The following is a 21,224-nucleotide window of genomic DNA, read 5'->3' on the forward strand; positions in this document are numbered from 1 at the left end:
GAATGGTCGGGGAGAGTTTGTTCCGCGGATAAACTAATAAGGCTCCCCGCCTCCCACCTTCCTGAAGGGTCAGTCATGCCTCTCGCCCTGCTCGCACTGGCGATCAGCGCATTCGGCATCGGTACCACGGAGTTCGTGATGATGGGCCTGCTGCCCAACGTCGCGGACGACCTGCACACCTCCATCCCGACCGCCGGCTACCTCGTCTCCGGCTACGCCCTCGGCGTCGTCATCGGCGCGCCCCTGCTGGCCGCCCTCACCACGCGCATGCCGCGCAAGGCCCTGCTCCTGATGCTCATGGGCCTGTTCACGGTCGGCAACACCCTGTCCGCGCTCGCCCCCGGCTTCGGCTGGCTGCTGGCCGGACGCATCGTCGCCGGACTCCCGCACGGCGCCTTCTTCGGCGCCGGCGCGGTCGTGGCGGCCGGCATGGTCGACCCGGCGCGCAGGGCCCGCGCGGTCTCCCTCATGATCGCCGGGCTCACCGTCGCCAACATCGTGGGCGTCCCCGCGGCGACGCTCATGGGCCAGCACCTGGGATGGCGGGCCACCTTCCTCACCGTCGGCGTGATCGGTCTCGTCGCCATGGCCAGCATCGCGCTGCTCGTCCCGCGCATGCCCGTGGCGCCGGGCGGCGGACTGCGGCACGAACTGTCGGCCTTCCGCAACGGACAGGTCTGGCTGGCACTGGCCACCACGATCTTCGGCTTCGCCGCGGTCTTCACGGTCTACAGCTACGTCACGCCGCTGCTGACCGAGGTCGCCGGGTTCGGGGAGGGCAGCGTCACGATCGTGCTGGCGCTCTTCGGCGTCGGCGCCACCATAGGCAACCTGCTCGGCGGCCGCCTCGCCGACCGGGCCATGCGGCCCGCCCTGCTCGGCAGCCTCGCCGCGCTCGCGGTGGTCCTGCTCCTGTTCACGGTCACCGCGCACGCGCGGTGGAGCGCGGCGCTCACCGTCGTGCTCCTCGGGATCGCCGCGTTCGCCGCGGGCTCGCCCCTGATGATGCTCGTCATGGACAAGGCCCGGCACGCCCCCGGACTGGCCTCCGCCGCGAACCAGGCGGCGTTCAACCTCGCCAACGCGGGCGGCGCGTGGCTCGGCGGGTTCGTCATCGCCCGCGGCTTCGGCTACATCGCGCCCGCGGTGGCGGGCGCGGGTCTCGCGGTCAGCGGCGTCGCGATAGCGGTGGGGGCGGGGCTGTTGGAGCGGCGTACGGGGTCCGCTTCGCGGGTGGTGGCGGCGGGGGCGGTTCGGCCGGCCCCCGAGCGGGTCGGCTAGCGCCGGGCTCTCCGGGTAGGTTTTTTTCCCCGCCCGCCCTCCCTCCCCCAACCTTCGGCCGGGGGTGCCCCCAGCCCTGTGAAGTCTGGGCGCCCCGGCGCGCGTTTCGTGGTGGGCCGGGTTCGGGGCCTCCGGGGCTGGCCATTCTGGACAGCACATTTTGGTGCCTCGGGCACTCTCCGCTGGTCACTCCGGGTTGTGCACCCAAATATGCTCCACAGTCCAGAACGCCCACCCCTACGCCCCCGCCCCCTCGGTGAGTTGTCGCGCCTGATCCCCAGTGGGGGGTGTTAGGGCGGCCATGGCACAGGCCGAGGGTTGGTGCGGCGGCACATCAGCCGCCCAGCCGTCACCGCTCACACACACCGCGCCGGCCGCCACGTCGCGCCGACAGCGGGTCCCCCGGTCGAATGTTGGGGCAGGCCTGGCGGGCCGATGGGGGCTGTCTCCAGGCAACCGCAGCCGCCCCGGTCCGCCTCCATACCCCCCACTGAGGATCAGGCGCATGACGAGACGGAGGGGGCGGGGGAGTTGGGGGCACCCCCGGCCGAAGGCTGGGGGAGGGTGGGTGTTCTGGACGGTGCGGGATATTTGTGTGCGGCATCCGGGGCGGGATGGGATGAGCAGGTGCTGGAAACGCACGTAAATATCCCAGTCCAGAATGGCCAGCCCCGGAGGCCCCGGACCCGGCACCCACTGAAACGGGCGCCGGGCCGCCCGGACTTCACAGGGCACCCGGGAGGGCGGGCGGGGGAAAAACCTGACCGGTCCGGACGCGAAGCGTCAGGCGTGTTCGCGCCAGCGATTCGTGATCGGAAGCCGCCGGTCCTTCCCGAACCCCTTCGCAGAGATCTTCGTCCCCGGCGGATACTGCCGCCGCTTGTACTCCGCCGCGTCCACCATCCGCAGCACCTTCGAGACGAGCTCCGCGTCGAACCCGGCCGCGACGATCGCGTCGCGCCCCTGGTCCTGGTCGACGTACATCGCCAGCATCCGGTCCAGGACGTCGTAGTCCGGCAGGGAGTCCGTGTCGACCTGCCCCGGCCGCAGTTCCGCGCTCGGCGGCTTGGTCAGGGAGTTCTCCGGGATCGGCGGGGTCTGGCCCCGCTCCCCGGCCGCGCGGTTCCGCCAGTGCGCGAGGCGGAAGACGGTGGTCTTGTAGACGTCCTTGATGGGCCCGTACGCGCCGACGGAGTCGCCGTACAGGGTGGAGTAGCCGACCGCGAGCTCGCTCTTGTTGCCCGGGGCGAGGACGATGTGGCCCTCCTGGTTGGAGATGGCCATGAGCATCGTGCCGCGCAGCCGGGACTGCAGGTTCTCCTCGGCGAGGCCGGTGAGCCCGAGGGCGCCCATGTAGGCGTCGAACATCGGGGCGATCGGGACGGTGCGGAAGTTGAGCCCGGTGCGCCGGGCGAGTTCGGCGGCGTCGTCCTTGGAGTGGTCCGAGGAGTACCGGGAGGGCATGGAGACGCCGTACACGTTGGCCGCACCGACCGCGTCGCACGCGATGGCGGCGACGAGGGCCGAGTCGATGCCGCCGGAGAGCCCGATGAGCACGGACCGGAAGCCGTTCTTGGCGACGTAGGCGCGCAGGCCGACCACGAGCGCGGTGTAGATCTCCTCGTCGTCGCCGAGCCGGGGGGCCTCCTCGCCGCGCACCTCCGCCTCGTACGCGGCAAGCGGCTCGGCGGAGAGCGTGACGTGCTCGATCTCCAGGCCGTCGTCCGCGATGCCGCTCGGCACCTTGGCGGGGTCCGCGGCCGGCAGGTCGAGGTCGAGCAGGACGCAGCCCTCCTCGAACTGCGGGGCGCGCCCGATCACGTCGCCCTCGGCGGAGACGACGATCGAGTCGCCGTCGAAGACCAGCTCGTCCTGGCCGCCGATCATCGCGCCGTAGGCGAGGGTGCAGCCGGCCTCCTGGGCCCGCTTGCGCACCAGCTCCAGCCGCGTGTCGTCCTTGGCGACCTCGTACGGGGAGGCGTTGATCGCGACCAGCAGCCCGGCCTCCGCGGTGCGGGCGGCGGGTACGCGGCCGCCGTCCTGCCAGAGGTCCTCGCAGATGGCGAGGGCGACGTCCACCCCGTGCACCCGGATCACGGGCAGGGTGTCGCCGGGCACGAAGTAGCGGAACTCGTCGAAGACGCCGTAGTTGGGCAGGTGGTGCTTGGCGAACTTCAGCACGACCTTCCCGCCGTGCAGCACGGCGCCGGCGTTGCGGGGCGAGCCGGCCGGCTGGCCGTAACGCGGCTGGGCCTTCTCACTGCGGTCGAGGTAGCCGACGATCACCGGCAGGTCCCCGAAGCCCTCCGCGGCCAGACGGGCCGCGAGCTGCTCCAGGGCGGTCCGGCTGGCTTCGACGAAGGAGGAGCGCAGCGCGAGATCCTCGACGGGGTACCCGGTGAGCGCCATCTCCGGGAAGGCCACGAGGTGGGCTCCCTGTTCGGCCGCGTGCCGGGTCCAGCGCACCACCGACTCCGCGTTGCCGGCGAGGTCGCCCACGGTGGAGTCGATCTGATTCAGAGCGAGGCGTAGTTGAGGCACGGCGCCCAGTGTAATCGTCAAACCGACGCGATGTAGGAGCGCGCGCTGTGTGGCGCAGCCCACGTCCTGCCCGTTCCGACTGTCGGAGCGGCGCGACGCATGCGTAATCTGGTCGAAACCGCGGCGGGTGATACTGGCGTGCCCCCGCCATGCCATTGGCTGTGGTGCACAGGCCGTATGACCTGCAAGGATGTAGCTATGGACAAGCAGCAGGAGTTCGTTCTCCGCACCCTTGAGGAGCGGGACATCCGCTTTGTGCGGCTTTGGTTCACGGACGTGCTGGGTTATCTGAAGTCCGTGGCCGTCGCGCCGGCCGAGCTGGAGCAGGCCTTCGACGAGGGCATCGGCTTCGACGGCTCGGCGATCGAGGGCTTCGCCCGGGTGTACGAGTCCGACATGATCGCCAAGCCGGACCCCGGCAGCTTCCAGATTCTGCCCTGGCGCGCCGAGGCGCCCGGCACCGCCCGGATGTTCTGCGACATCCTCATGCCCGACGGCTCCCCGTCGTACGCGGACCCGCGCTTCGTCCTCAAGCGGTCCCTGGCGAAGGCCTCCGACCTGGGGTTCACCTTCTACACGCACCCCGAGATCGAGTTCTTCCTGCTGAAGAACCTGCCGCTCGACGGCACCGTGCCGGTCCCGGCGGACAACTCCGGCTACTTCGATCACACGCCGCAGAACGTGGGCCAGGACTTCCGCCGTCAGGCGATCACGATGCTGGAGTCGATGGGCATCTCGGTGGAGTTCTCCCACCACGAGGGCGCCCCCGGCCAGCAGGAGATCGACCTGCGCTACGCGGACGCGCTGTCCACCGCCGACAACATCATGACCTTCCGGCTGGTCATGAAGCAGGTCGCGCTGGAGCAGGGCGTGAACGCCACGTTCATGCCCAAGCCCTTCAGCGAGCACCCCGGTTCCGGCATGCACACCCACCTGTCGCTCTTCGAGGGCGACCGCAACGCCTTCCACGAGTCCGGCGCCGAGTACCAGCTGTCCAAGGTCGGCCGCTCCTTCATCGCGGGCCTGCTGAAGTACGCCGGCGAGATCTCCGCGGTCACCAACCAGTGGGTCAACTCCTACAAGCGCATCTGGGGCGGCGCCTACCGCCCCGCGGGCGCCGGCGGCGAGGCCCCCTCGTACATCTGCTGGGGCCACAACAACCGCTCCGCGCTCATCCGGGTGCCCATGTACAAGCCGGGCAAGACCGGCTCCACCCGCGTCGAGGTCCGCTCCATCGACTCCGGCGCCAACCCCTACCTCGCCTACGCCGTCCTCCTGGCGGCGGGCCTCAAGGGCATCGAGCAGGGCCTCGAACTCCCCCCGGGCGCCGACGACGACGTCTGGGCACTGTCCGACGCCGAGCGCCGCGCCCTCGGCATCGAGCCCCTGCCGCAGAACCTCGGCGAGGCCATCCACCTCATGGAGCGCAGCGAACTGGTCGCCGAGACGCTCGGTGAGCACGTCTTCGACTTCTTCCTCCGCAACAAGAAGCAGGAGTGGGAGGAGTACCGCTCCGAGGTCACGGCCTTCGAGCTCCGCAAGAACCTCCCGAACCTGTAGTCGCAGGTCAGCGGGGTTTCCCGCGAACGACACGATCCGGGCCGGCAGCGCGAAGCTGCCGGCCCGGAGTCGTCTCATTCGCTCGGGGCCGCCTCTGGGCCGTCCGGCCCGGCGGTCCGTCCCTCGCTGCTCGGCATCAGGTGCGTACAGATGCGAAGCATGAACCCCGCGTCGGTGTGGCCCGTCGCGCTGGTGTACGTCGACGGCCTCTACGCGTCAGCGAGCGGTACCACGGTCTGCCACACCCAATGGAAACACTGGCTGGTCGCAGAGTCCTTCGAGGAGGCGCTGGACCGGAGAGCACCGTGCCAGATCCATGCCGGAACGGACGGTCAATCACGGTCCTCGACGGGTCAACAATGCGCGCAGCATCGGCAGTCGAGCGAGGAATCGTCCCTGTTCAGAGCCTCATAGAGCCAATCCGGGCCGGTGATTCGCAAGCTCAGGGCTTCAGATGGATGCCCGCTGAGCCGTTGTTTCCCCGTTCAACGCGTGGTTGATCTCCGAGAGGCGGCCCGCCGGCAGAGCGAAGGTGTTGGCAGGGTTTCGATACGAGTGCCCACCGTCGTTGATCCAGACGCCGTCCGCCAGCCGCCAGTGAGCAGGAGACCACTGGCCCTGGTTCTCCAGAAGCATGGTCGCCACTTCGGCAGTCTCTTCGATCACGGTGAGAGCTGTGAGCGCGGTGGTGAGGGCAACGGCTGCGTCGTCGGGAAGTCGCGCGTCGCCAAGTGTCGGGAAGAGAAGCAAGAGACGGGCGTCGGGGTCGGCAATGCCTTCCGTGACCGGCTGCCGGGCAGTGGACAGCAACTCCGGCCAGGCCAAGCCAGGCCCCATGAAGTGGCCGTCATCCACGGCAAGGGTTTCCGCTGCGGACCACGCCGGGTGATGTATCAGGTAGTCCACCCCGCGGTCGCCCTCGATGTTGCGGTAGACGACATGGATCGTGTGCCCCGAGGACAGAGGCACGCTGAACACCGGCCACTCCCGCTCAGCCGACAGCACGCGATACAGCTCTGTGGCCGCGTCCCAGTCGGCACCGAACGCCGCTCGCTGTGCATCCTCATCGCGCAAGCAGGAGCCGAGATGCACGGGCCAGAACAGCGGATCGTCCAGGTAAGCAGTGCCCTGCACCAGAGGGCCGTCTTCGTAACCGGGGATCTTCAGCACGTGAGGATGATGGCACGAGGGGCAGATACTGCCTCCGGGTTCGAGGCTCGGCTGTCCCGTCTCTGGGCCGCGGTCTTCGGCGAGGAAGCCGCCATTGGCTCCACGTACACCACCACCGGCCCACCGGCCAGGTGCTTGGGGCTCAACCTCAACGGGCTCGCACAGGCCGTCGACACGCAGGCCCCGGATGTGCCGTCGGCGTGCGGATGCCGGTGCGGGCCGCTCGCTTGTTTTTTGCGTGCGCGCAGGCATAGCGGGGGGCCGCCGGGGGCGTCATCTAGGGCAGCAAGCCGGTCGAGGATGATTCCGGAACGAGCAAGAGAAGGTGACGATGGATGCCGAGGGTCAGGAAAACTTCAGGGAGTTCGTGGAGAGCAGGTCGTCCGCGCTGCTGAAGACCGCCGTCCTGCTCTGCGGTGGTGACCGGCACGCGGGCGAGGATCTGCTGCAGAACGCCCTGATCAAGGCCGCGGGACGCTGGCACCGCATCGAGGAGCCCGAGGCGTACGTACGGCAGGTCCTCTACCGGCAGCAGGTGAGCCGCTGGCGGCTGAAGGGGCCGCGGCGTGAACTGAGCGTCGCCGAGCCGCTGGAGAGCCGCGTGCGCCACGGTGCCGACGACGGGCCCGGCGCGGCCGACCTGCGCATCGTCATGCGCTCGGCACTGGCCCGGCTCACCGCCCGGCAGCGCACCGTCCTGGTCCTGCGCTACTTCGAGGACCTGCCCGAGGCCGACGTCGCGCGTCTGCTGGGCTGCTCGGTCGGCACGGTGCGGTCCACCACGCACCGCTCCCTGGCCCGGCTGCGGGGCCTGGCCCCCGAACTGGCCGCACTCGGTCCCGCGGACGCCGAGCAGCAGCCGTCCCGTGACTTCTCGCCTGTGGAGGTGCGTTCGTGAACGTCGATGAGCTGGTGCGCGACTCGCTGCGCGAACAGGCCGACGAACAGCCGGCGCTGGGGCCGGGCTTCGCCGAACGGGTGCTTACGGTCCGACGGCGTCGCCGGGCCCGGGCGCTGGCGTCCGCCGCCGCGGCCACCGCCGCCGTGGTCGCTCTCGCGGTGGCCGTCCCCCTCCTGCACTCCGGCAAGGACGACGTGCGCCTCGCGAACGTCCTCGCCCACCCGGACCAGACACCGCCGCACGACCTGATCGCGGCGGGGGACGTCGCAATGGCCGCGTACTACACATGGGACTCCGCCAAGCAGGCCGACGGCCGTGAATTCGCCGTCCGCACTTACCGGCTCCTGGACCCCAAGACCGACACGTACGTGAAGACGACCAAGTGGTCCCGTGTCGCCGTCGCCCCCGGCATGCGGACCGCGGCCGTCCTGGAAAGGAACCTGCCCGCCAAGCGGATCGGCCTGCTCAACATGGTCACCGGAGAGGTCGAGCGCTGGATCCCGGTCGATCACGGTGTCGCTGACGTCGAGTTCTCGCCCGACGGCGGCAAGCTCGTCGCGACGACGTACAGCAAGAACCCCGACCTGCTGCTGCGCAGGGCGGACCGCGACGGCGACGGCGACGGCGACAAGGACTGGGTGATGTTCGGCGACGAGGAGAGTCACACCGGCTTCTACGTCCTGGACGTGGCCTCCGGGAAGGGAGCTTGGAGCGAAGCCGATGTCGCCGACCAGCGCAGCCTCAACCAGGACTTCTCCTTCAGCCGTGACGGCAAGCTGATCCACTCCGGAACCACTTCGCCTCCTTACCGCCAGTACTACGACTTCGCGGGAAACCAGGTCGCCGCGCCCGCGAACGAGGCGCACGTGTCCTGGCGCAACGGGCTGGAGCTGTCCCCGGACGGCAAGCTCGTCGGGGGCGGCTTCCAGCGCCCCCACCGCCCAAGCGAGCAGTCCCGCTGGATCCTCATCGACCCCCGTACCGGCAAACCGGTCACCACGGTACGCGGGTACGAGTTGCTCGCCTGGCTCGACAACAAGCGGCTGATCGCCTGGGACTACGCACCTGGAACGAAGGAACCCCGCTTCCGGCTCGCGCTCGTCACGATCGGGAGCGACGAGGCAGTACCGCTGAGCGGTTTCAGCAAGGCGGGCGAGGGTGGGACCCTGGACTGGACGCCGGTCTTCGCCGAACGCTGATCTGGCGGCCCGCCGGCAGCCGCTCCGAGGCCACGGCCTTCGAGCCCCCGATCCGGGCCGGCAGCGCGACGCTGTCGGCCCGGATCCGTCATGTGCGCCGGATGACCAGGACGGCCACGTCGTCGGCGTGGTCCACCGCGACCGCGGCGTCGAGGACGCGGTCGGCGGTCTCCTCCGCGGTCAGTCCATCGTGGAGGGCGCCGCCGGCAAGCGTCCCGGCCCGCTCCAGCCCTGCATCCAGCGTCAGGCCCGGTCCTTCGACCACGCCGTCGGTGACCATGACCAGCGCGCTGTCCCGATCCAGGGTGAAGGTCTCCTCGCGGTACTCGGTGTCGGACACCACTCCCAGGACCGGCCCGCCCGGCAGTTCGTGGATGCGGTGGCTCCCGTCCTTGCGCGCGCACAGCACCGGCACGTGGCCGGCGCTGGCGCCCGTGACCTGTCCGTCCAGTGGATCGATGTGCAGCAACGTGCAACTCGCGAACCGTGCCGGATCCATCGTGACGAGCAATTCGTTGGTGCGCCGCAGCACGGTTCCCGGGTCCGGTTCCTGGTCGGCGATCGCCCGCATGGACAACCGGACCTGGCCCATGAAGGCGGCGGCGTCCACGTCGTGGCCCTGGACGTCGCCGATCCCCAGGGCGACCGCGCCGTCGGGCAGCACGAAGGCGTCGTACCAGTCCCCGCCGATGTCCAGCCCGTCGCGGCTCGGCCGGTAGCGGGCGGCGACCTCCAGGCCCCCGAGGTGCTCGGGCAGCGCGGGGAGCATGGTGTGCTGCAGGGCCGAGGCCAGCTCGACGCGTGCCTGCTGCAACCGGATGCGTCTCAGTGCCTGGCCGGCCAGGTCGGCCAGCGTGCCCATGAGGGTCCGCTCCTCCCGCTCCGGCCGGTATCCGCCGGCGGAGAACACCATCCACGCCCCGAGCGGCTGAGTGCCGGCCTCGCCGAGCGGGGTGATCGAGACGGCGTAGTCCGAGCCGAGCCGGGCAAGCCGCGGATAGTCGGACGCGTGGGGCCAGCGGCGGATGTAATCGTCCCGGTTGGGGATGAACTCCGGTTCGCCGGAGCGGATCGCCTCGGACACCGGGCACGGACGGTCCAACGGCAGGTCGTGCAGGGCCTCGACCTCCCCCGCACCGATCCCGGCATCGGTGGAGACGCGCAGGCGGCCTTGGTCGACGAGCGCGAGCACGGCGCCGGTTCCGTAGAACGTCGCGGCGAGCCGGGTCAGGACGACCTGCCGCAGCTCCTGCTCCGTGGCCGCGGTGATCAAGGCGGCGGAGAACTCCGCGATCTCCTTGGCACGCTGCCGCTCGGCAGCCAGCGCGGCCTGCGCCTGCTCCTTGCTCTTCTCCTGCTTGGTGTCGTCGCGGACCACCCCGAAGACCCGCTCGGGGCCGCCGTATCCCAGCCGGATCCGGCGGGTCTGCACGGCCAGTCGGTGCCAGTCGTCGTGCCGGGTGAGGTACCGCAATTTCACCCAGGAGGACCGGGAGGGGGACGGACGCAGGAGATGCCGCAAGGCCTCACGGTCATCAGGGTGCACCGCCGAGATCACGGTACCCAGGTAGGTTCTGGCATCCGGGAAGGTCGCGGCCAGGGCAGGCGCGCCACCGAGCCACTCCAGCTGGTGCGCGTGCGGCGAATACATCCACAGGCCGAGGTTGGCGGCTTTGGCCGCCAGCCGGAACGGGATCAGCAGGCTGTTCAGGTCGTTGCGCGCGTTCAGCGCGTGCACCCAGACCAGCCGCTCGCCGCCGACTGCGACCGGCTGCGCCTCGATCAAGCAGGCCGTGGGTGCTCCGTCGCGCCCGGGGAACTCGAGTACCCGCATCGCGACGCCATTCGTCCCGACGGCGTGGGCCACGAGACTCTCGGCCGAGGGTCGCTGGCTTGCGGGCCACACATCACCGAAGCCATGGCCCAGACAGTGGTCGGCCGGCCTGCCGAGCGCCGTGGCCATCGCGGGGTTGAGACCGCTGATGACACCGTCCGGCGTCAAAAGAGCCGCGGGGTCAGCCCTTCGAAGGAGTCCGTCCGAGGCATCCATCTGTGGCCCCCTGGGGACTGCCGAAGCTGAAACTGCCCATTCGAATCCTTTACCATTTTACTCCGATATCCAGGCAAGGGAGGAACGCGAAGCGGCCGCCGACAGTTCGAGTGCCAGGCGGGTCGTCTCCTTCTGCGGGTGGCCGCGGCGTGCCCAGCCGGCGATCAGCAGCGGCGCGCCGGGTTCTCCTCCGACGTAGACGCTTTCCTGGGGCAGTTCGGAGAAGACCACATTGACGCAGTCGGGCGGAACGTGATTGATCTCCGCGTGGATCCTGGTGATCTCGGCGGCCAGTTCGCCCTTGGCGCCGGCCTTCAGCGTTCCCTCAGCGGTGGTGCAGGTGTACATCGGCACGTCGACTCCTGAGGGGTGAGAACGTCCAAGGCAGCGGAGGCGTGGCTGTGTTGGGTGATCAGTTGCTCTGGTCGATCAGGGTCTTGAGATCGGTGACGGTGTACGCGAGGTCGTAGTGGAATCCCCTGCCGGTGCGCCGGATCGGCAGATCGGCGAGTTCTTCGCCGTGGGCGGGGAGGAAGCTGAGGTCGGCGGTGCCGGCCCAGGCGTCGCTGACGGCGGCGTCGTCCAGTACGGACATGACCAGTTCGTGGACGGCGGGCTTGTCGTGCTGCCCGGCGGCCAGGCGGGGGAAGTGGCGGAGGTTGACCAGGGGCCGGGTCATCAGGGCGGCGGGGTCGAGGACCGGCTCTTCGAGGGTGATCCTGGCCTCGGCGATCCGCTGCCCCGTGGAGGACGCGGTGGCGCCGAACTGCCCGCCCGGGCCGAGGACAGGGGTGCCGGGTCCACCGACGGAGTAGGCGCGGGTCTGGTGGACGGCGCCGAGCTTCTTGGGGAAGCCCTGGACCCAGCCACGAGCCATGGCGGAGTCGTTGTCGACGTAGATGTAGGGGCACCAGGACACCGGGGTGCCCTCGTAGTGGGCGTCCAGGGTGATGAAGAATTCCCGGTACTGCGAGCGTGCGGGGTCCAGGTACTCCAGGTTCGCGGCGGAGTACTGCCAGTCGATGAACATGGCGACGCCGTGGCCGGCGTAGTCCGGGTCGGGGGCCAGGCCCTCGGGCAGGGTTGCCGTGGCGGCGGCCGGATCGGTGAAGAACTCCGCGCTCACCACGGTGCCTGCGTAGTGCCACGGCGGAGCGGGCGCCAAGTTCGCGATGCCACGGGGGGACAGGGGGACGGTGTAACCCTTCATGACACGGCCTTTCGGAAGAGACCGGAGCACCGGTTCTTCCACCCTGCGAGGGAAATGAGGCGGCGTCCAGGTCACAAGCGCACGAAGCGGTACCAGGAGATTGGTACCGGCGCACAGTGAGCCGCCGGACGAGTAAAGGGTGTGGCGTCGCGAGAATGTACGGGAAAGGTGCCGGTGCGCCTAGCCGCCGAGGGTCTTTTCCAGAGCGTCGAGGCCGTCACGGTAGATGCCCGTGAAGAGGTCGATGACCTCCTCGTCCGTGGCTCCCTTCGGAACGAAGCGGCCGGACCACTGGACTTCGGCGGCGTTCTCGTTGCCGCTGATCTCGTAGACCCGCACGGTCGACAGGTAGTCGACGACCGGGAAAGGCGCCTGCAGAATGTGGTAGCTGTAATACCGCTGTTCCTCGTCGAACGCCATCAGCCGCTCCACGATGGTTTTGCCGTCGGGGTTCTTCAGATGCCGCACTCGACCGCCTTCGGAGAAGGCGCTATCGGGGATGTACGGCAGCCAGTCGGGCAGCGATCCGAAACCGCCGATCACTTGCCATACGCGTGCGGGAGAGGCCGGGACGACCCTGCTCACCGATGTGGATGCCATGTGTCGCTCCTCGGAACTCGTCGGACGGCTGTTGACGGGCGATACGGCCCGGCCCTATGCCCCGCCCGGCAGGGGCGCCAGGGGGCTGACCAGGCCGGAGGCGCGCAGATCGGTCCAGAACCCGGCGGGCACCTTCTCGTTGAGCGCGGCATGGTCCTCGATGGTGTGGGCGGGCCGGGTCGCGCCCGGGATCACCGCGTCGGCGACGGGATGCGCGAGTGAGAACTGCAGGGCGGCGGCCTTGATGCCCACGCCGTGCCTGTCGGTGAGTTCCCTCAGCCGCTCGACCTTCGCCACGATCTCGGGCGGGGCGGTGACGTACTCGAAGTGGTCGCCGCCGGCGAGGATGCCGGAGCTGTAGGGGCCTCCGACGACCATGCCGACGCCTTGCTCCTCGGCCATGGGCAGCAGTCGTTGCAAGGCGTGCGCGTGGTCGAGCAGGGAGTACCGGCCGGCCAGCAGGAAACCGTCGGGCTGTGGCTCTTCGAGCGCGAGAGTGATTTCGATGGGTTCGGTGCGGTTGACGCCGAGTCCCCAGGCCTTGATGACACCCTCGTCGCGCAATTCGGTGAGGACGCGGAAGGCGCCCGTGCGGGCCTCCTCGATCTTCTGCAGCCATACGTCGCCGTGGAAGTCCTGGGCGATGTCGTGCACCCACACGATGTCCAGCCGGTCGGTCTGCAGGCGCTTCAGGCTGTCTTCGATGGAACGTTTCGTGGCGTCGGCCGTCCACACGTGAACCATCTTGTTCGGGCGCCCGTGGGCGAAGAGGTTTCCCTTCTCGCCGAGATCACGCGCGGCAGGGTCTTCCTCCTCGTCGAGGATGACGCGGCCGACCTTTGTGCTGAGCACGTAGTCGTCGCGCGGACGGCCGGAGAGTGCCTTCCCGAGGCGTATTTCCGACAACCCGGAACCGTAGAAGGGCGCGGTGTCGAAGTAGCGCGTGCCCTGTTCCCAGGCGGCGTCGACGGTCGCCGCGGCTTCTTCCTCGGGAACCGAGCGGAACATGTTGCCGAGCGGCGCACAACCGAACCCGATGTGCGCTGGGAGGATCTGATCGAGTTTCACAGCGTGTCCTTCCCTGGTGACGCCGAAGGCCGGAGCGGTCGGGACTCGATTCCCTCGCTTACGCGGGCGGACATCCATACAGGCCTGGTCAGCGGCCCCCGCGGGCCCTTCTTCGATCGTAGGTACGGATGTACCGGACGTGCATCTTGGCGGCTGGATCTTGCGGTACGCATACCCTCGCCGTCCGAACAGGGCCTAAAAGGGGTGCCTGGCCGACTCTTTGAGGGCGAGTCAGTGAGCCCGTCCACCCCGGCCGGTCAGTTCAGGCGCTCGTGGCGGCCGGGTTCCGGCTGGTCCTGCGTGGCCGCCCAGGCGGACAGGAGGCGGAGGGCGTCGGCGCTCGGGGTGCCGGGAACGGCGGTGTAGATCACGAGCGTGAGGGCGGGGTCGGAGGCCAGGGTCATGGTCTCGAAGATCAGTTCCAGGTCTCCGACGGCCGGATGGCGCAGCTTCTTGGGACCGGTGCGGTGCCGGCGGACGTTGTGGTCGGCCCAGCGCTTCCGGAAGATCTCGCTGCGGGTGGACAGTTCCCCGATGAGGTCGCTGAGGTCCTTGTCGTAGGGGTTGCGGCCGGCTTCGCCGCGGAGCATCGCGGCGATGTCGTCGGCGGCCCTGTCCCACTCGGGGAGGAACGCGCGGGCGGCCGGGTCGAGGTAGATGAACCGGGCGAGGTTGGCCGGGCGGCGCGGGTCGGCGAGGAGGGACGTGTACAGGGCGCGGGCCAGGTGGTTGGCGCCCAGCAGGTCCTGGCGTTCGTTGTGGATCATGGCGGGCGCGTCGCTGATGGCGTCCAGCATGTGCTGCAGCGCGGGCCGCAGGCGCCGGGCGGGGGCGCGGCGGCGGGCGGCGGCGGGTGCGGGGGCGCGGCGGGCGAGGTCGTACAGGTACTGGCGTTCGGCGTCGTCGAGGCCCAGGGCGCGGGCCACGCCGTCCAGGACGCTGTCGGAGGCTCCCGAGAGGTTTCCGCGTTCCAGCCGCACGTAGTAGTCGACCGAGACGCCGGCCAGCATCGCCACCTCCTCGCGGCGCAGCCCCTTGACCCGCCGGTGGCCGCCGTAAGCGGGCAGCCCGGCCTGCTCGGGGGTGATGCGGGCCCGGCGGGAGGCGAGGAACTCCCTGATCTCCGCGCGGTCGTCCATGGTCTCCACGGTAGGCGAGGGTCCCGGGACGAGGCAGGTACTGGCATTACCCGGAAGACCAGGCACTGGCACCGGGCGCCGAGACGACGTCTGCTGGGGACGGACCACCCCCCCACGACCCCGAGAAAGCGATCATGAAGCACACCACTCTGGGAGACCTGGACGTCTCCCGCATCGGCCTGGGCACGATGGGCATGTCCTCCTACTACACCGGCGCCGGCAGCGACGACGCCGAGTCCGTCCGCACCATCCGGCGGGCGCTCGACCTGGGTGTCACGCTGATCGACACCGCCGAGGTCTACGGACCGTACGTCAACGAGGAACTCGTCGGCAGGGCGCTGGCGAGCCGCCGTGACGAGGTCGTGCTGGCGACCAAGTTCGGCCAGGTCTCGCACGCGCACGCGGACGCGGGCGGCGGTGCGCACGTGCTCGACAGCAGCCCGGCCAACATCCGCGCCGCCGTGGAAGGCTCGCTCAGGCGGCTCGGGACCGACCACATCGACCTGTACTACCAGCACCGCGTCGACCCGGACACGCCGATCGAGGACGTGGCGGGTACGGTCGCGGAGCTGGTGCGGGAGGGCAAGGTCCGGTATCTCGGCCTGTCCGAGGCCGGTCCCGACACGATCCGCCGGGCCCACGCCGTGCACCCGGTGGCGGCGGTCCAGTCGTCGTACTCGCTGTGGAACCGCGAGGTCGAGGAGCGGGTCCTGCCCGCGTTGCGCGAGCTCGGCATCGGCTTCGTGCCGTACTCCCCGCTCGGCCACGGCTTCCTCACCGGCACACTCCGCTCGCCCGAGCAGTTCGACGAAGGCGACTGGCGCCGCACCAGCCCGCGTTTCCAGGGCGAGAACTTCCGGCGCAACCTGGCACTCGCCGACGAGGTGCGGGCCGTCGCCGACGAGGCCGGCGCCACACCGGCCCAGGTCGCGCTGGCATGGCTGCTGGCCAAGGGCGAGCACATCGTCCCGATCCCCGGCACCAAGCGGGTCGCCCGCGTGGAGGAGAACACCGCCGCCGACACGGTCGGGCTGACCGCTGGGCAGCTGGCCAAGCTCGACAGCCTGCCCCCGGCCGCCGGCCGTGGCGAAAGCGAGAGGGCGCGGCGGCTGATCGAGCGCTGACGCTCCCCGGCACCCCGGCTCCCCGGTACCCCGTCACCCCCGGCACCCCCGCCGTCGGAGCCCCCGGCAAGCCGGTGTCAGGAGGCCCGCGGGGGTCTGATCCAGCCGATGGACCGTTCGACGGCGCGCTGCCAGTCCTCGTACTCGGTCTCGCGCCGCGCGGGGTCCATCGCGGGCAGCCACTGGGCCGCGCGGTGCCAGTTGCGGCGCAGGACCTTCAGGTCCGGCCAGTAGCCGGCGGCGAGGCCGGCGGCGTAGGCGGCGCCGAGGGAGACGGTCTCGGCGACCATGGGGCGCACCACGGGGACGTCGAGTACGTCGGCGAGGAACTGCATGAGGAGGTTGTCGGCGGTCATGCCGCCGTCGACCTTGAGCTCCTTCAGGGCGATCGAGGAGTCGGCGTTCATGGCGTCGACGACCTCGCGGGTCTGCCAGCCGGTGGCCTCCAGGACGGCGCGGGCCAGGTGGCCCTTGGTGATGTACGAGGTGAGGCCGACGATGACGCCGCGGGCGTCGCTGCGCCAGTGCGGGGCGAACAGCCCGGAGAAGGCCGGGACGATGTAGCAGCCGCCGTTGTCCTCGACCGTCCGCGCCAGGGTCTCGATCTCCGGGGCGCTGCTGATCAGTCCGAGCCGGTCGCGGAACCACTGGACGAGGGAGCCGGTGACGGCGATCGGGCCCTCCAGGGCGTAGACCGCCGGCTGTCCGTCGATCTTGTACGCGATGGTCGTGATCAGCCCGTGCGTCGACCGCACGAGGCGGTCGCCCGTGTTGAGCAGCAGGAAGCTGCCGGTGCCGTACGTGCACTTCGCCTCGCCGGGCGAGAAGCAGGTCTGCCCGAAGAGCGCGGCCTGCTGGTCGCCGAGGGCGGCGGCGAGACGGACGCCGGGGAGCACGGCCTTGGCCTCGCCGTAGACCTCGGCCGAGGCGTGGATCTCCGGGAGCATCGCGCGGGGCACGCCGAAGAAGTCCAGCAGCTCGTCGTCCCAGGTCAGTGAGCGGAAGCTCATCAGCATGGTGCGGCTGGCGTTGGTGACGTCGGTGATGTGCAGGCCGCCGTCCGGGCCGCCGGTGAGGTTCCACAGCAGCCAGGTCTCCATGGTGCCGAAGAGCACCTCGCCGTCCGCGGCCCGCTCCCGCAGCCCCGGGGAGTGCTCGAAGAGCCAGCGCAGGCGGGGCGCGGAGAAGTAGGTGGAGGGCGGCAGACAGCACCGCTGCATGAAGAACTCCTCGCCGGGGTCCCGCAGCAGCTCGTCGACGAGGGGGGCGGTGCGGGTGTCCTGCCAGACGATGGCCCGCCCCAGCGGGGTGCCGGTGGCGCGGTCCCACAGGACGGCGGTCTCCCGCTGGTTCGCGATGCCGATGGCGGCGACCTCGTCGGGGGTGATGCCCGCCTCGGACAGCGCCTGCGGCACGATGCGCTGAAGGTTGCGCCAGATCTCCAGGGCGTCGTGCTCCACCCACCCCGGCTTCGGGAAGTGCTGCTGGTGCTCGCGTTGCGCGACCGCCGCCAGGCGCCCGCGGTGGTCGAACAGGATGCATCGGGTGGACGTGGTGCCCTGGTCGATGGACAACACATACCGTTCAACCATGTCGGGGGCCTGCCTTCCGATGCGTTCGGGGCCAGCTGCGGGACCCGCTACCAGCGGGCCGCGCCCAGGTCTCTGGAGATCACCCGTGCCGCCTCCCGGAGCAGGGTGACCATGGCAGCGTGCGGCCGGCTCCTGGAGTCGCAGATCCGCTCGACGGGCCCGGAGACGCCGATCGCGCCCACGACCAGGCCGCCGTGCCCGCGGATGGGCGCGGCGACGGCCGCCTCGCCCATCGACATCTCCTGCACCTCCGCGCCCCAGCCCTGCTCGCGGACCTCGACGAGGGCGCGGTCCAGGTCGCCGGGGTCGACCAGGGTGTGCCGGGTGTAGGCCTCCAGCCCGGCGGCGACCGCCGCCTCCACGGGGCTGGCCCCGAACGCCAGCAGCACCTTGCCCAGGGCTGAGGCGTGCAGCGGCAGCAGCGCCCCCACGTCGAGGGTCTGCAGGCTGTCGTCGGGCCGGAAGACGTGGTGGACGATGAGCACCTGGCCCTCCAGGGGGGTGCCCAGCCGTACCGTCTCGCCGCTGCGCGCGGCCAGGGCGTCGGCCCAGTTGATGGAGCGCGAGCGCAGGTCGTTCACGTCCAGGTAGCTGCTGCCCAGATGCAGCAGGGCGGCGCCGAGCTGGTACTTCCCGGTCGTCGGGTCCTGCTCGACGAAGTCGACGTGCTGGAGGGTGCGCAGAATTCCGTGGGCGGTGCCCTTCGCCAGCCCCAGCGAGGCCGCCACCTCGCCGAGCCCCAGTCGGCGGGAGCCGCCGGCCAGCAGACGGAGGATCGCCGCCGCCCGTTCGATGGACTGGAGCGGGCCGGCCATGCCTCGATCGTAGCCCGGCTGTTGACGGTCGGCAGCGGAGGCGGCCCCCGGCGCCCTCCGGCGGCGGAATGCGGCGTTCGGTAATGCCGACCCGGTTTCATTGCCCTCCGCCCGGTCTGTCAATAACGTTCCCTCGACATCCGGGTGCCCACCCGGCGGGGCTCCTCGGAGGGAGGACACATGACGGCGGGGCCGAACACGATGCCGCAGCGTGAGGACGTGCACGTCGCCCCGCTGTCGCACATTCCCGGTGCCCTGTCCGTCGTGCGCCGGCGGGTGCGAGGGGTCCTGGTGGACTGGAATCTCTGCCCGGAGCTGGCCGAGGACGTGCTCCTGGTGGTCTCCGAGCTGACCACCAACGCGATCGTGCACGCCCTGGGGCCCGCGACCCTGCGGGTGTCGTGGACCGCGCTGGACGGCTTGAGCGCCCTGCACATCGAGGTGACCGACGCCGGGCCCGCGAACCCCTGCGGGCCGCCCGGCGGGATCGACCCCGACGAGCACGGCCGGGGCCTCGGCATCGTCAAGGCCCTTTCCGACCGCTACGGAATGCGCACCGACTGCTGCGGGGTCACCCGCTGGGCCGACCTCGCGGTGCGGCCGCCCGCCGCCTGAGCCGGCGCCCCCGGCCGGGCCCTACCCGAGATAGGCCGGTGCCAGCGCGGCCGTGGCCATCCGCCGCGCCTTGCCGGTGCCGTCGGCAGGCACGGTCCACAGGTCGGCGCCGAAGTCGCCCGCCAGCGCGTAGACGATCGTGCGGTCGTCCCGCCAGACGACCTGGTCGTCGACGCTGCGGTCCTCCGCGAGCGGCCGCTCGCGCATCGTGGCGAGGTCCAGCACGTACAGCCGCCACGGGGCGTCGGGGGACAGGCCCTCCACCCGCTTCTTGAAGACCAGCCGCGTGCCGTCGGGGGACAGGGACGGGCACTCGACGTTGGTGCGCAGGGTGCGCACGGAACGCGCGGCGACGTCGCCGCGCACGAGGTAGGTGCGGCCGGCGGTGCCCACGGTGGCGTAGAAGTGGCCGTCGTCGGCGAAGGTCACGCCCCAGAAGTTGACGTCGGCCGCGTGGTAGGGCTTGCCGTCCCTGGTGATCGTGAAGTCCTCCAGGTTCTTGCGCAGGTCCCAGGTGCGCGTGTCGAGGACGGAGGTGCGGGTGGAGAAGTCGGTGCCGGCGTAGGAGTCGCCGCCGACGAAGACCGTCCAGGCGACCATGCGGCCGCTGGGGGAGACCCTGGCCCGCGTGGGGATGCCGGCCAGCGGGTAGCTGCGGAGTTCCTTCAGGTGCGCGTCGAGCACGACCGCCCGGTAGGTGTCCTGGACGGTGCCGTGCACGGACTGCAGGCAGATGCCGGTGCCGGCGGCCGCGTGGAAGCGCAGGCACTTGACGCCGGAGGCGGTGCGGGCCCCGGTGGGGCGGTCGGCGGGCACGGTCGCCAGCTCGTCGCGGTGCGGGCCCCAGGCCATGTTCCGGAAGACCATGCGGGGCGCGTCCGGCGCGAGCGAGACGCTGCCCTCGGTGACGGCCGGACCGCCCGCCTGGGGGCGGTCCTTCTCCGCGGCCCGGTCCGCGGCGTGCAGCACGGCCGCCGCGGCGACGGCGGCCAGGACCGCCACGGCGGCCAGCAGCACGAGCAGGCGGTTCCGCGGGCTGAGGGGGGCGGCGTCCATGCGCGGCCTTTCTGTGGGGGTCACGAATCGGATGCCGGGCGCAGCCACACCGCGCAGGCCGCGCAGGCCGCCAGGGCCAGGGCCGCGCTGGTCAGTGCCGTACGGTCGCCCCAGGCGGTCCAGGCCGCGCCGAAGGCCAGGGACGCGGCGAAGCGGGCCGCGGCCTGCCCGGTCTGGATGAGGGCGAGTCCGGCGCCGCGCAGCTCGGCGGGCACCGCGGTGGAGGCGGCGGCCATCAGGACGCCGTCCGTGGCGGCGTAGAAGGCGCCGTGCAGCAGCAGCACGAGGTAGGCGGGCCCGTGGGTGAGCAGCAGGGCGTACGCGCCGAGCAGCGCCACGTGCCCGGCCAGGAACATGCGCCAGCGCCCCAGCCGGTCGGCGAGCCGCCCCAGCGGGATCGCGAGCAGCAGGAAGGCCGCCGCCGTGCCCAGCGGCAGCAGCGCGAACCACCGGTCGGGCACCCCGAGGCGGTGCTGCAGCAGCAGGTAGACGAAGGAGTCGCTGACCGTCGACAGCCCGAGCAGGGTGGCGCAGATGGTCAGCCGCCGTACGTCCGGGCGCCGCAGCAGCGCCACCGAGGCGCGCAGCGAGGGCGACGCGGCCGGGGCCGCGGGAGCCGCCGCGTCCGCCGGGGCCGCCAGGTCCGCCGCCGGCCGTATCCGGCCGCCGGGGACGAAGAGCAGCAGTACCAGCACGCCCACCGCCGCCACGCAGAAGCTGACCGTGAAGACGGCGTCGTACCCCTCGGCCGCCTGCCGCAGGATGAGGAAGGCGATCAGCGGGCCCAGCAGCGCGCCGGCGGTGTCCATCGCGCGGTGCACGCCGAAGGCCCGCCCGCGCGTCTCGGGCGTGGAGGAGAGCGAGATCAGGGCGTCGCGCGGCGCCGTGCGCAGGCCCTTGCCGGTGCGGTCGACGGCCAGGACCGCGCCGATCAGCGGCAGGCTGTGGACCAGCAGCAGGGCCGGCTTGCACACCGCCGACAGGCCGTAGCCGAAGGCGGCGACGGCCTTGTGGCGGCCGCCGCCGCGGTCGGCGAGGTGGCCGCCGACCAGCCGCACCAGTGCGCTGAAGCCGTTGTAGACGCCGTCGAGCAGGCCGAAGCCGAGGGGTGAGAGGCCGAGCCCGGCGACCAGGTAGAGCGGCAGGACGGCGGTGACCATCTCCGACGAGACGTCGGTGATGAGGCTGACCGTGCCCAGGACGAGGACCGTGGGGGCGACGGCGGCCGCGGCCCGAGGCCCGGGACGCGTCGCGTCCCGGGCCTCGTCGCCGGCGGCGCCGCGGCTGTCCGCGACGTACACGC

At 71.0% G+C, this 21,224-nt stretch carries 18 protein-coding genes; 6 read left to right on the plus strand and 12 right to left on the minus strand.

Annotated features, from left to right (window positions below; genetic code table 11):
- Positions 1–75: 75 nt before the first annotated feature.
- Positions 76–1,281, plus strand: a complete 1,206-nt coding sequence (locus ACFWVC_RS26345) for an MFS transporter (RefSeq protein ID WP_384290962.1) — start codon at positions 76–78, stop codon at positions 1,279–1,281.
- A gap of 783 nt (positions 1,282–2,064) precedes the next feature.
- Here the strand turns inward: ACFWVC_RS26345 and ACFWVC_RS26350 are convergent.
- The gene (locus ACFWVC_RS26350) at positions 2,065–3,822 is read right to left on the minus strand and encodes an NAD+ synthase (RefSeq protein WP_384290967.1); all 1,758 of its coding nucleotides are present in this window, start codon (positions 3,820–3,822) and stop codon (positions 2,065–2,067) included.
- A gap of 198 nt (positions 3,823–4,020) precedes the next feature.
- Here ACFWVC_RS26350 and ACFWVC_RS26355 point away from each other — a divergent pair, with 198 nt between their 5' ends.
- Positions 4,021–5,382 (plus strand): glutamine synthetase family protein, encoded by a 1,362-nt coding sequence (locus ACFWVC_RS26355; RefSeq protein ID WP_384290973.1) that lies wholly within the window; start codon positions 4,021–4,023, stop codon positions 5,380–5,382.
- A 450-nt stretch (positions 5,383–5,832) separates the two neighbouring features.
- Here the strand turns inward: ACFWVC_RS26355 and ACFWVC_RS26360 are convergent, their stop codons facing one another.
- Positions 5,833–6,552 carry a hypothetical protein gene (locus ACFWVC_RS26360; protein WP_384290980.1) on the minus strand — a complete coding sequence of 240 codons (720 nt, stop codon included), beginning with the start codon at positions 6,550–6,552 and terminating at the stop codon, positions 5,833–5,835.
- 331 nt (positions 6,553–6,883) lie between these two features.
- Here ACFWVC_RS26360 and ACFWVC_RS26365 point away from each other — a divergent pair, with 331 nt between their 5' ends.
- A complete protein-coding gene (locus ACFWVC_RS26365; protein WP_384290986.1) occupies positions 6,884–7,450 on the plus strand; it encodes a SigE family RNA polymerase sigma factor in 567 nt (188 codons plus the stop codon).
- Positions 7,447–8,652: a WD40 repeat domain-containing protein gene (locus ACFWVC_RS26370; protein WP_384290993.1), complete on the plus strand. Its 1,206-nt coding sequence runs from the start codon at positions 7,447–7,449 to the stop codon at positions 8,650–8,652. The genes ACFWVC_RS26365 and ACFWVC_RS26370 overlap by 4 nt, the downstream gene beginning before the upstream one ends.
- Positions 8,653–8,740: 88 nt before the next feature.
- Here ACFWVC_RS26370 and ACFWVC_RS26375 read toward each other — a convergent pair whose 3' ends face one another.
- The 6 genes from ACFWVC_RS26375 to ACFWVC_RS26400 all read right to left on the minus strand — a co-directional run bounded on the left by ACFWVC_RS26375 (position 8,741) and on the right by ACFWVC_RS26400 (position 14,719).
- The gene (locus ACFWVC_RS26375; protein WP_384291000.1) at positions 8,741–10,702 is read right to left on the minus strand and encodes a SpoIIE family protein phosphatase; all 1,962 of its coding nucleotides are present in this window, start codon (positions 10,700–10,702) and stop codon (positions 8,741–8,743) included.
- Positions 10,703–10,759: 57 nt separating this feature from the next.
- The gene (locus ACFWVC_RS26380) at positions 10,760–11,050 is read right to left on the minus strand and encodes a tautomerase family protein (RefSeq protein WP_384291142.1); all 291 of its coding nucleotides are present in this window, start codon (positions 11,048–11,050) and stop codon (positions 10,760–10,762) included.
- Positions 11,051–11,114: 64 nt separating this feature from the next.
- A complete protein-coding gene (locus ACFWVC_RS26385) occupies positions 11,115–11,912 on the minus strand; it encodes an acetoacetate decarboxylase family protein (RefSeq protein WP_384291005.1) in 798 nt (265 codons plus the stop codon).
- Positions 11,913–12,092: 180 nt separating this feature from the next.
- Positions 12,093–12,512: an SRPBCC family protein gene (locus tag ACFWVC_RS26390; RefSeq protein ID WP_384291012.1), complete on the minus strand. Its 420-nt coding sequence runs from the start codon at positions 12,510–12,512 to the stop codon at positions 12,093–12,095.
- A 54-nt stretch (positions 12,513–12,566) separates the two neighbouring features.
- Complete coding sequence (locus tag ACFWVC_RS26395; protein ID WP_384291018.1) at positions 12,567–13,580, minus strand: aldo/keto reductase; 1,014 nt, start codon at positions 13,578–13,580, stop codon at positions 12,567–12,569.
- 257 nt (positions 13,581–13,837) lie between these two features.
- Entirely contained in the window at positions 13,838–14,719 is an 882-nt protein-coding gene (locus ACFWVC_RS26400) for a helix-turn-helix domain-containing protein (RefSeq protein WP_384291022.1), read from the minus strand.
- 134 nt (positions 14,720–14,853) lie between these two features.
- On the opposite strand from ACFWVC_RS26400, the gene ACFWVC_RS26405 reads away from it, so the two are divergent.
- The gene (locus tag ACFWVC_RS26405) at positions 14,854–15,843 is read left to right on the plus strand and encodes an aldo/keto reductase (protein WP_384291028.1); all 990 of its coding nucleotides are present in this window, start codon (positions 14,854–14,856) and stop codon (positions 15,841–15,843) included.
- Between the two features lie 77 nt (positions 15,844–15,920).
- Here the strand turns inward: ACFWVC_RS26405 and glpK are convergent, their stop codons facing one another.
- Entirely contained in the window at positions 15,921–17,435 is a 1,515-nt protein-coding gene (glpK, locus tag ACFWVC_RS26410) for a glycerol kinase GlpK (RefSeq protein ID WP_384291032.1), read from the minus strand.
- 47 nt (positions 17,436–17,482) lie between these two features.
- Positions 17,483–18,250: an IclR family transcriptional regulator gene (locus ACFWVC_RS26415; protein ID WP_384291035.1), complete on the minus strand. Its 768-nt coding sequence runs from the start codon at positions 18,248–18,250 to the stop codon at positions 17,483–17,485.
- A gap of 180 nt (positions 18,251–18,430) precedes the next feature.
- Here ACFWVC_RS26415 and ACFWVC_RS26420 point away from each other — a divergent pair, with 180 nt between their 5' ends.
- Positions 18,431–18,865 (plus strand): ATP-binding protein, encoded by a 435-nt coding sequence (locus ACFWVC_RS26420; RefSeq protein WP_384291037.1) that lies wholly within the window; start codon positions 18,431–18,433, stop codon positions 18,863–18,865.
- A 21-nt stretch (positions 18,866–18,886) separates the two neighbouring features.
- Here the strand turns inward: ACFWVC_RS26420 and ACFWVC_RS26425 are convergent, their stop codons facing one another.
- Positions 18,887–19,921: a TolB-like translocation protein gene (locus ACFWVC_RS26425; RefSeq protein ID WP_384291043.1), complete on the minus strand. Its 1,035-nt coding sequence runs from the start codon at positions 19,919–19,921 to the stop codon at positions 18,887–18,889.
- A gap of 20 nt (positions 19,922–19,941) precedes the next feature.
- Complete coding sequence (locus ACFWVC_RS26430; protein ID WP_384291046.1) at positions 19,942–21,222, minus strand: MFS transporter; 1,281 nt, start codon at positions 21,220–21,222, stop codon at positions 19,942–19,944.
- Positions 21,223–21,224 lie beyond the last annotated feature (2 nt).

The organism is Streptomyces sp. NPDC058691 (assembly GCF_042714775.1).
Lineage (GTDB): Bacteria > Actinomycetota > Actinomycetes > Streptomycetales > Streptomycetaceae > Actinacidiphila.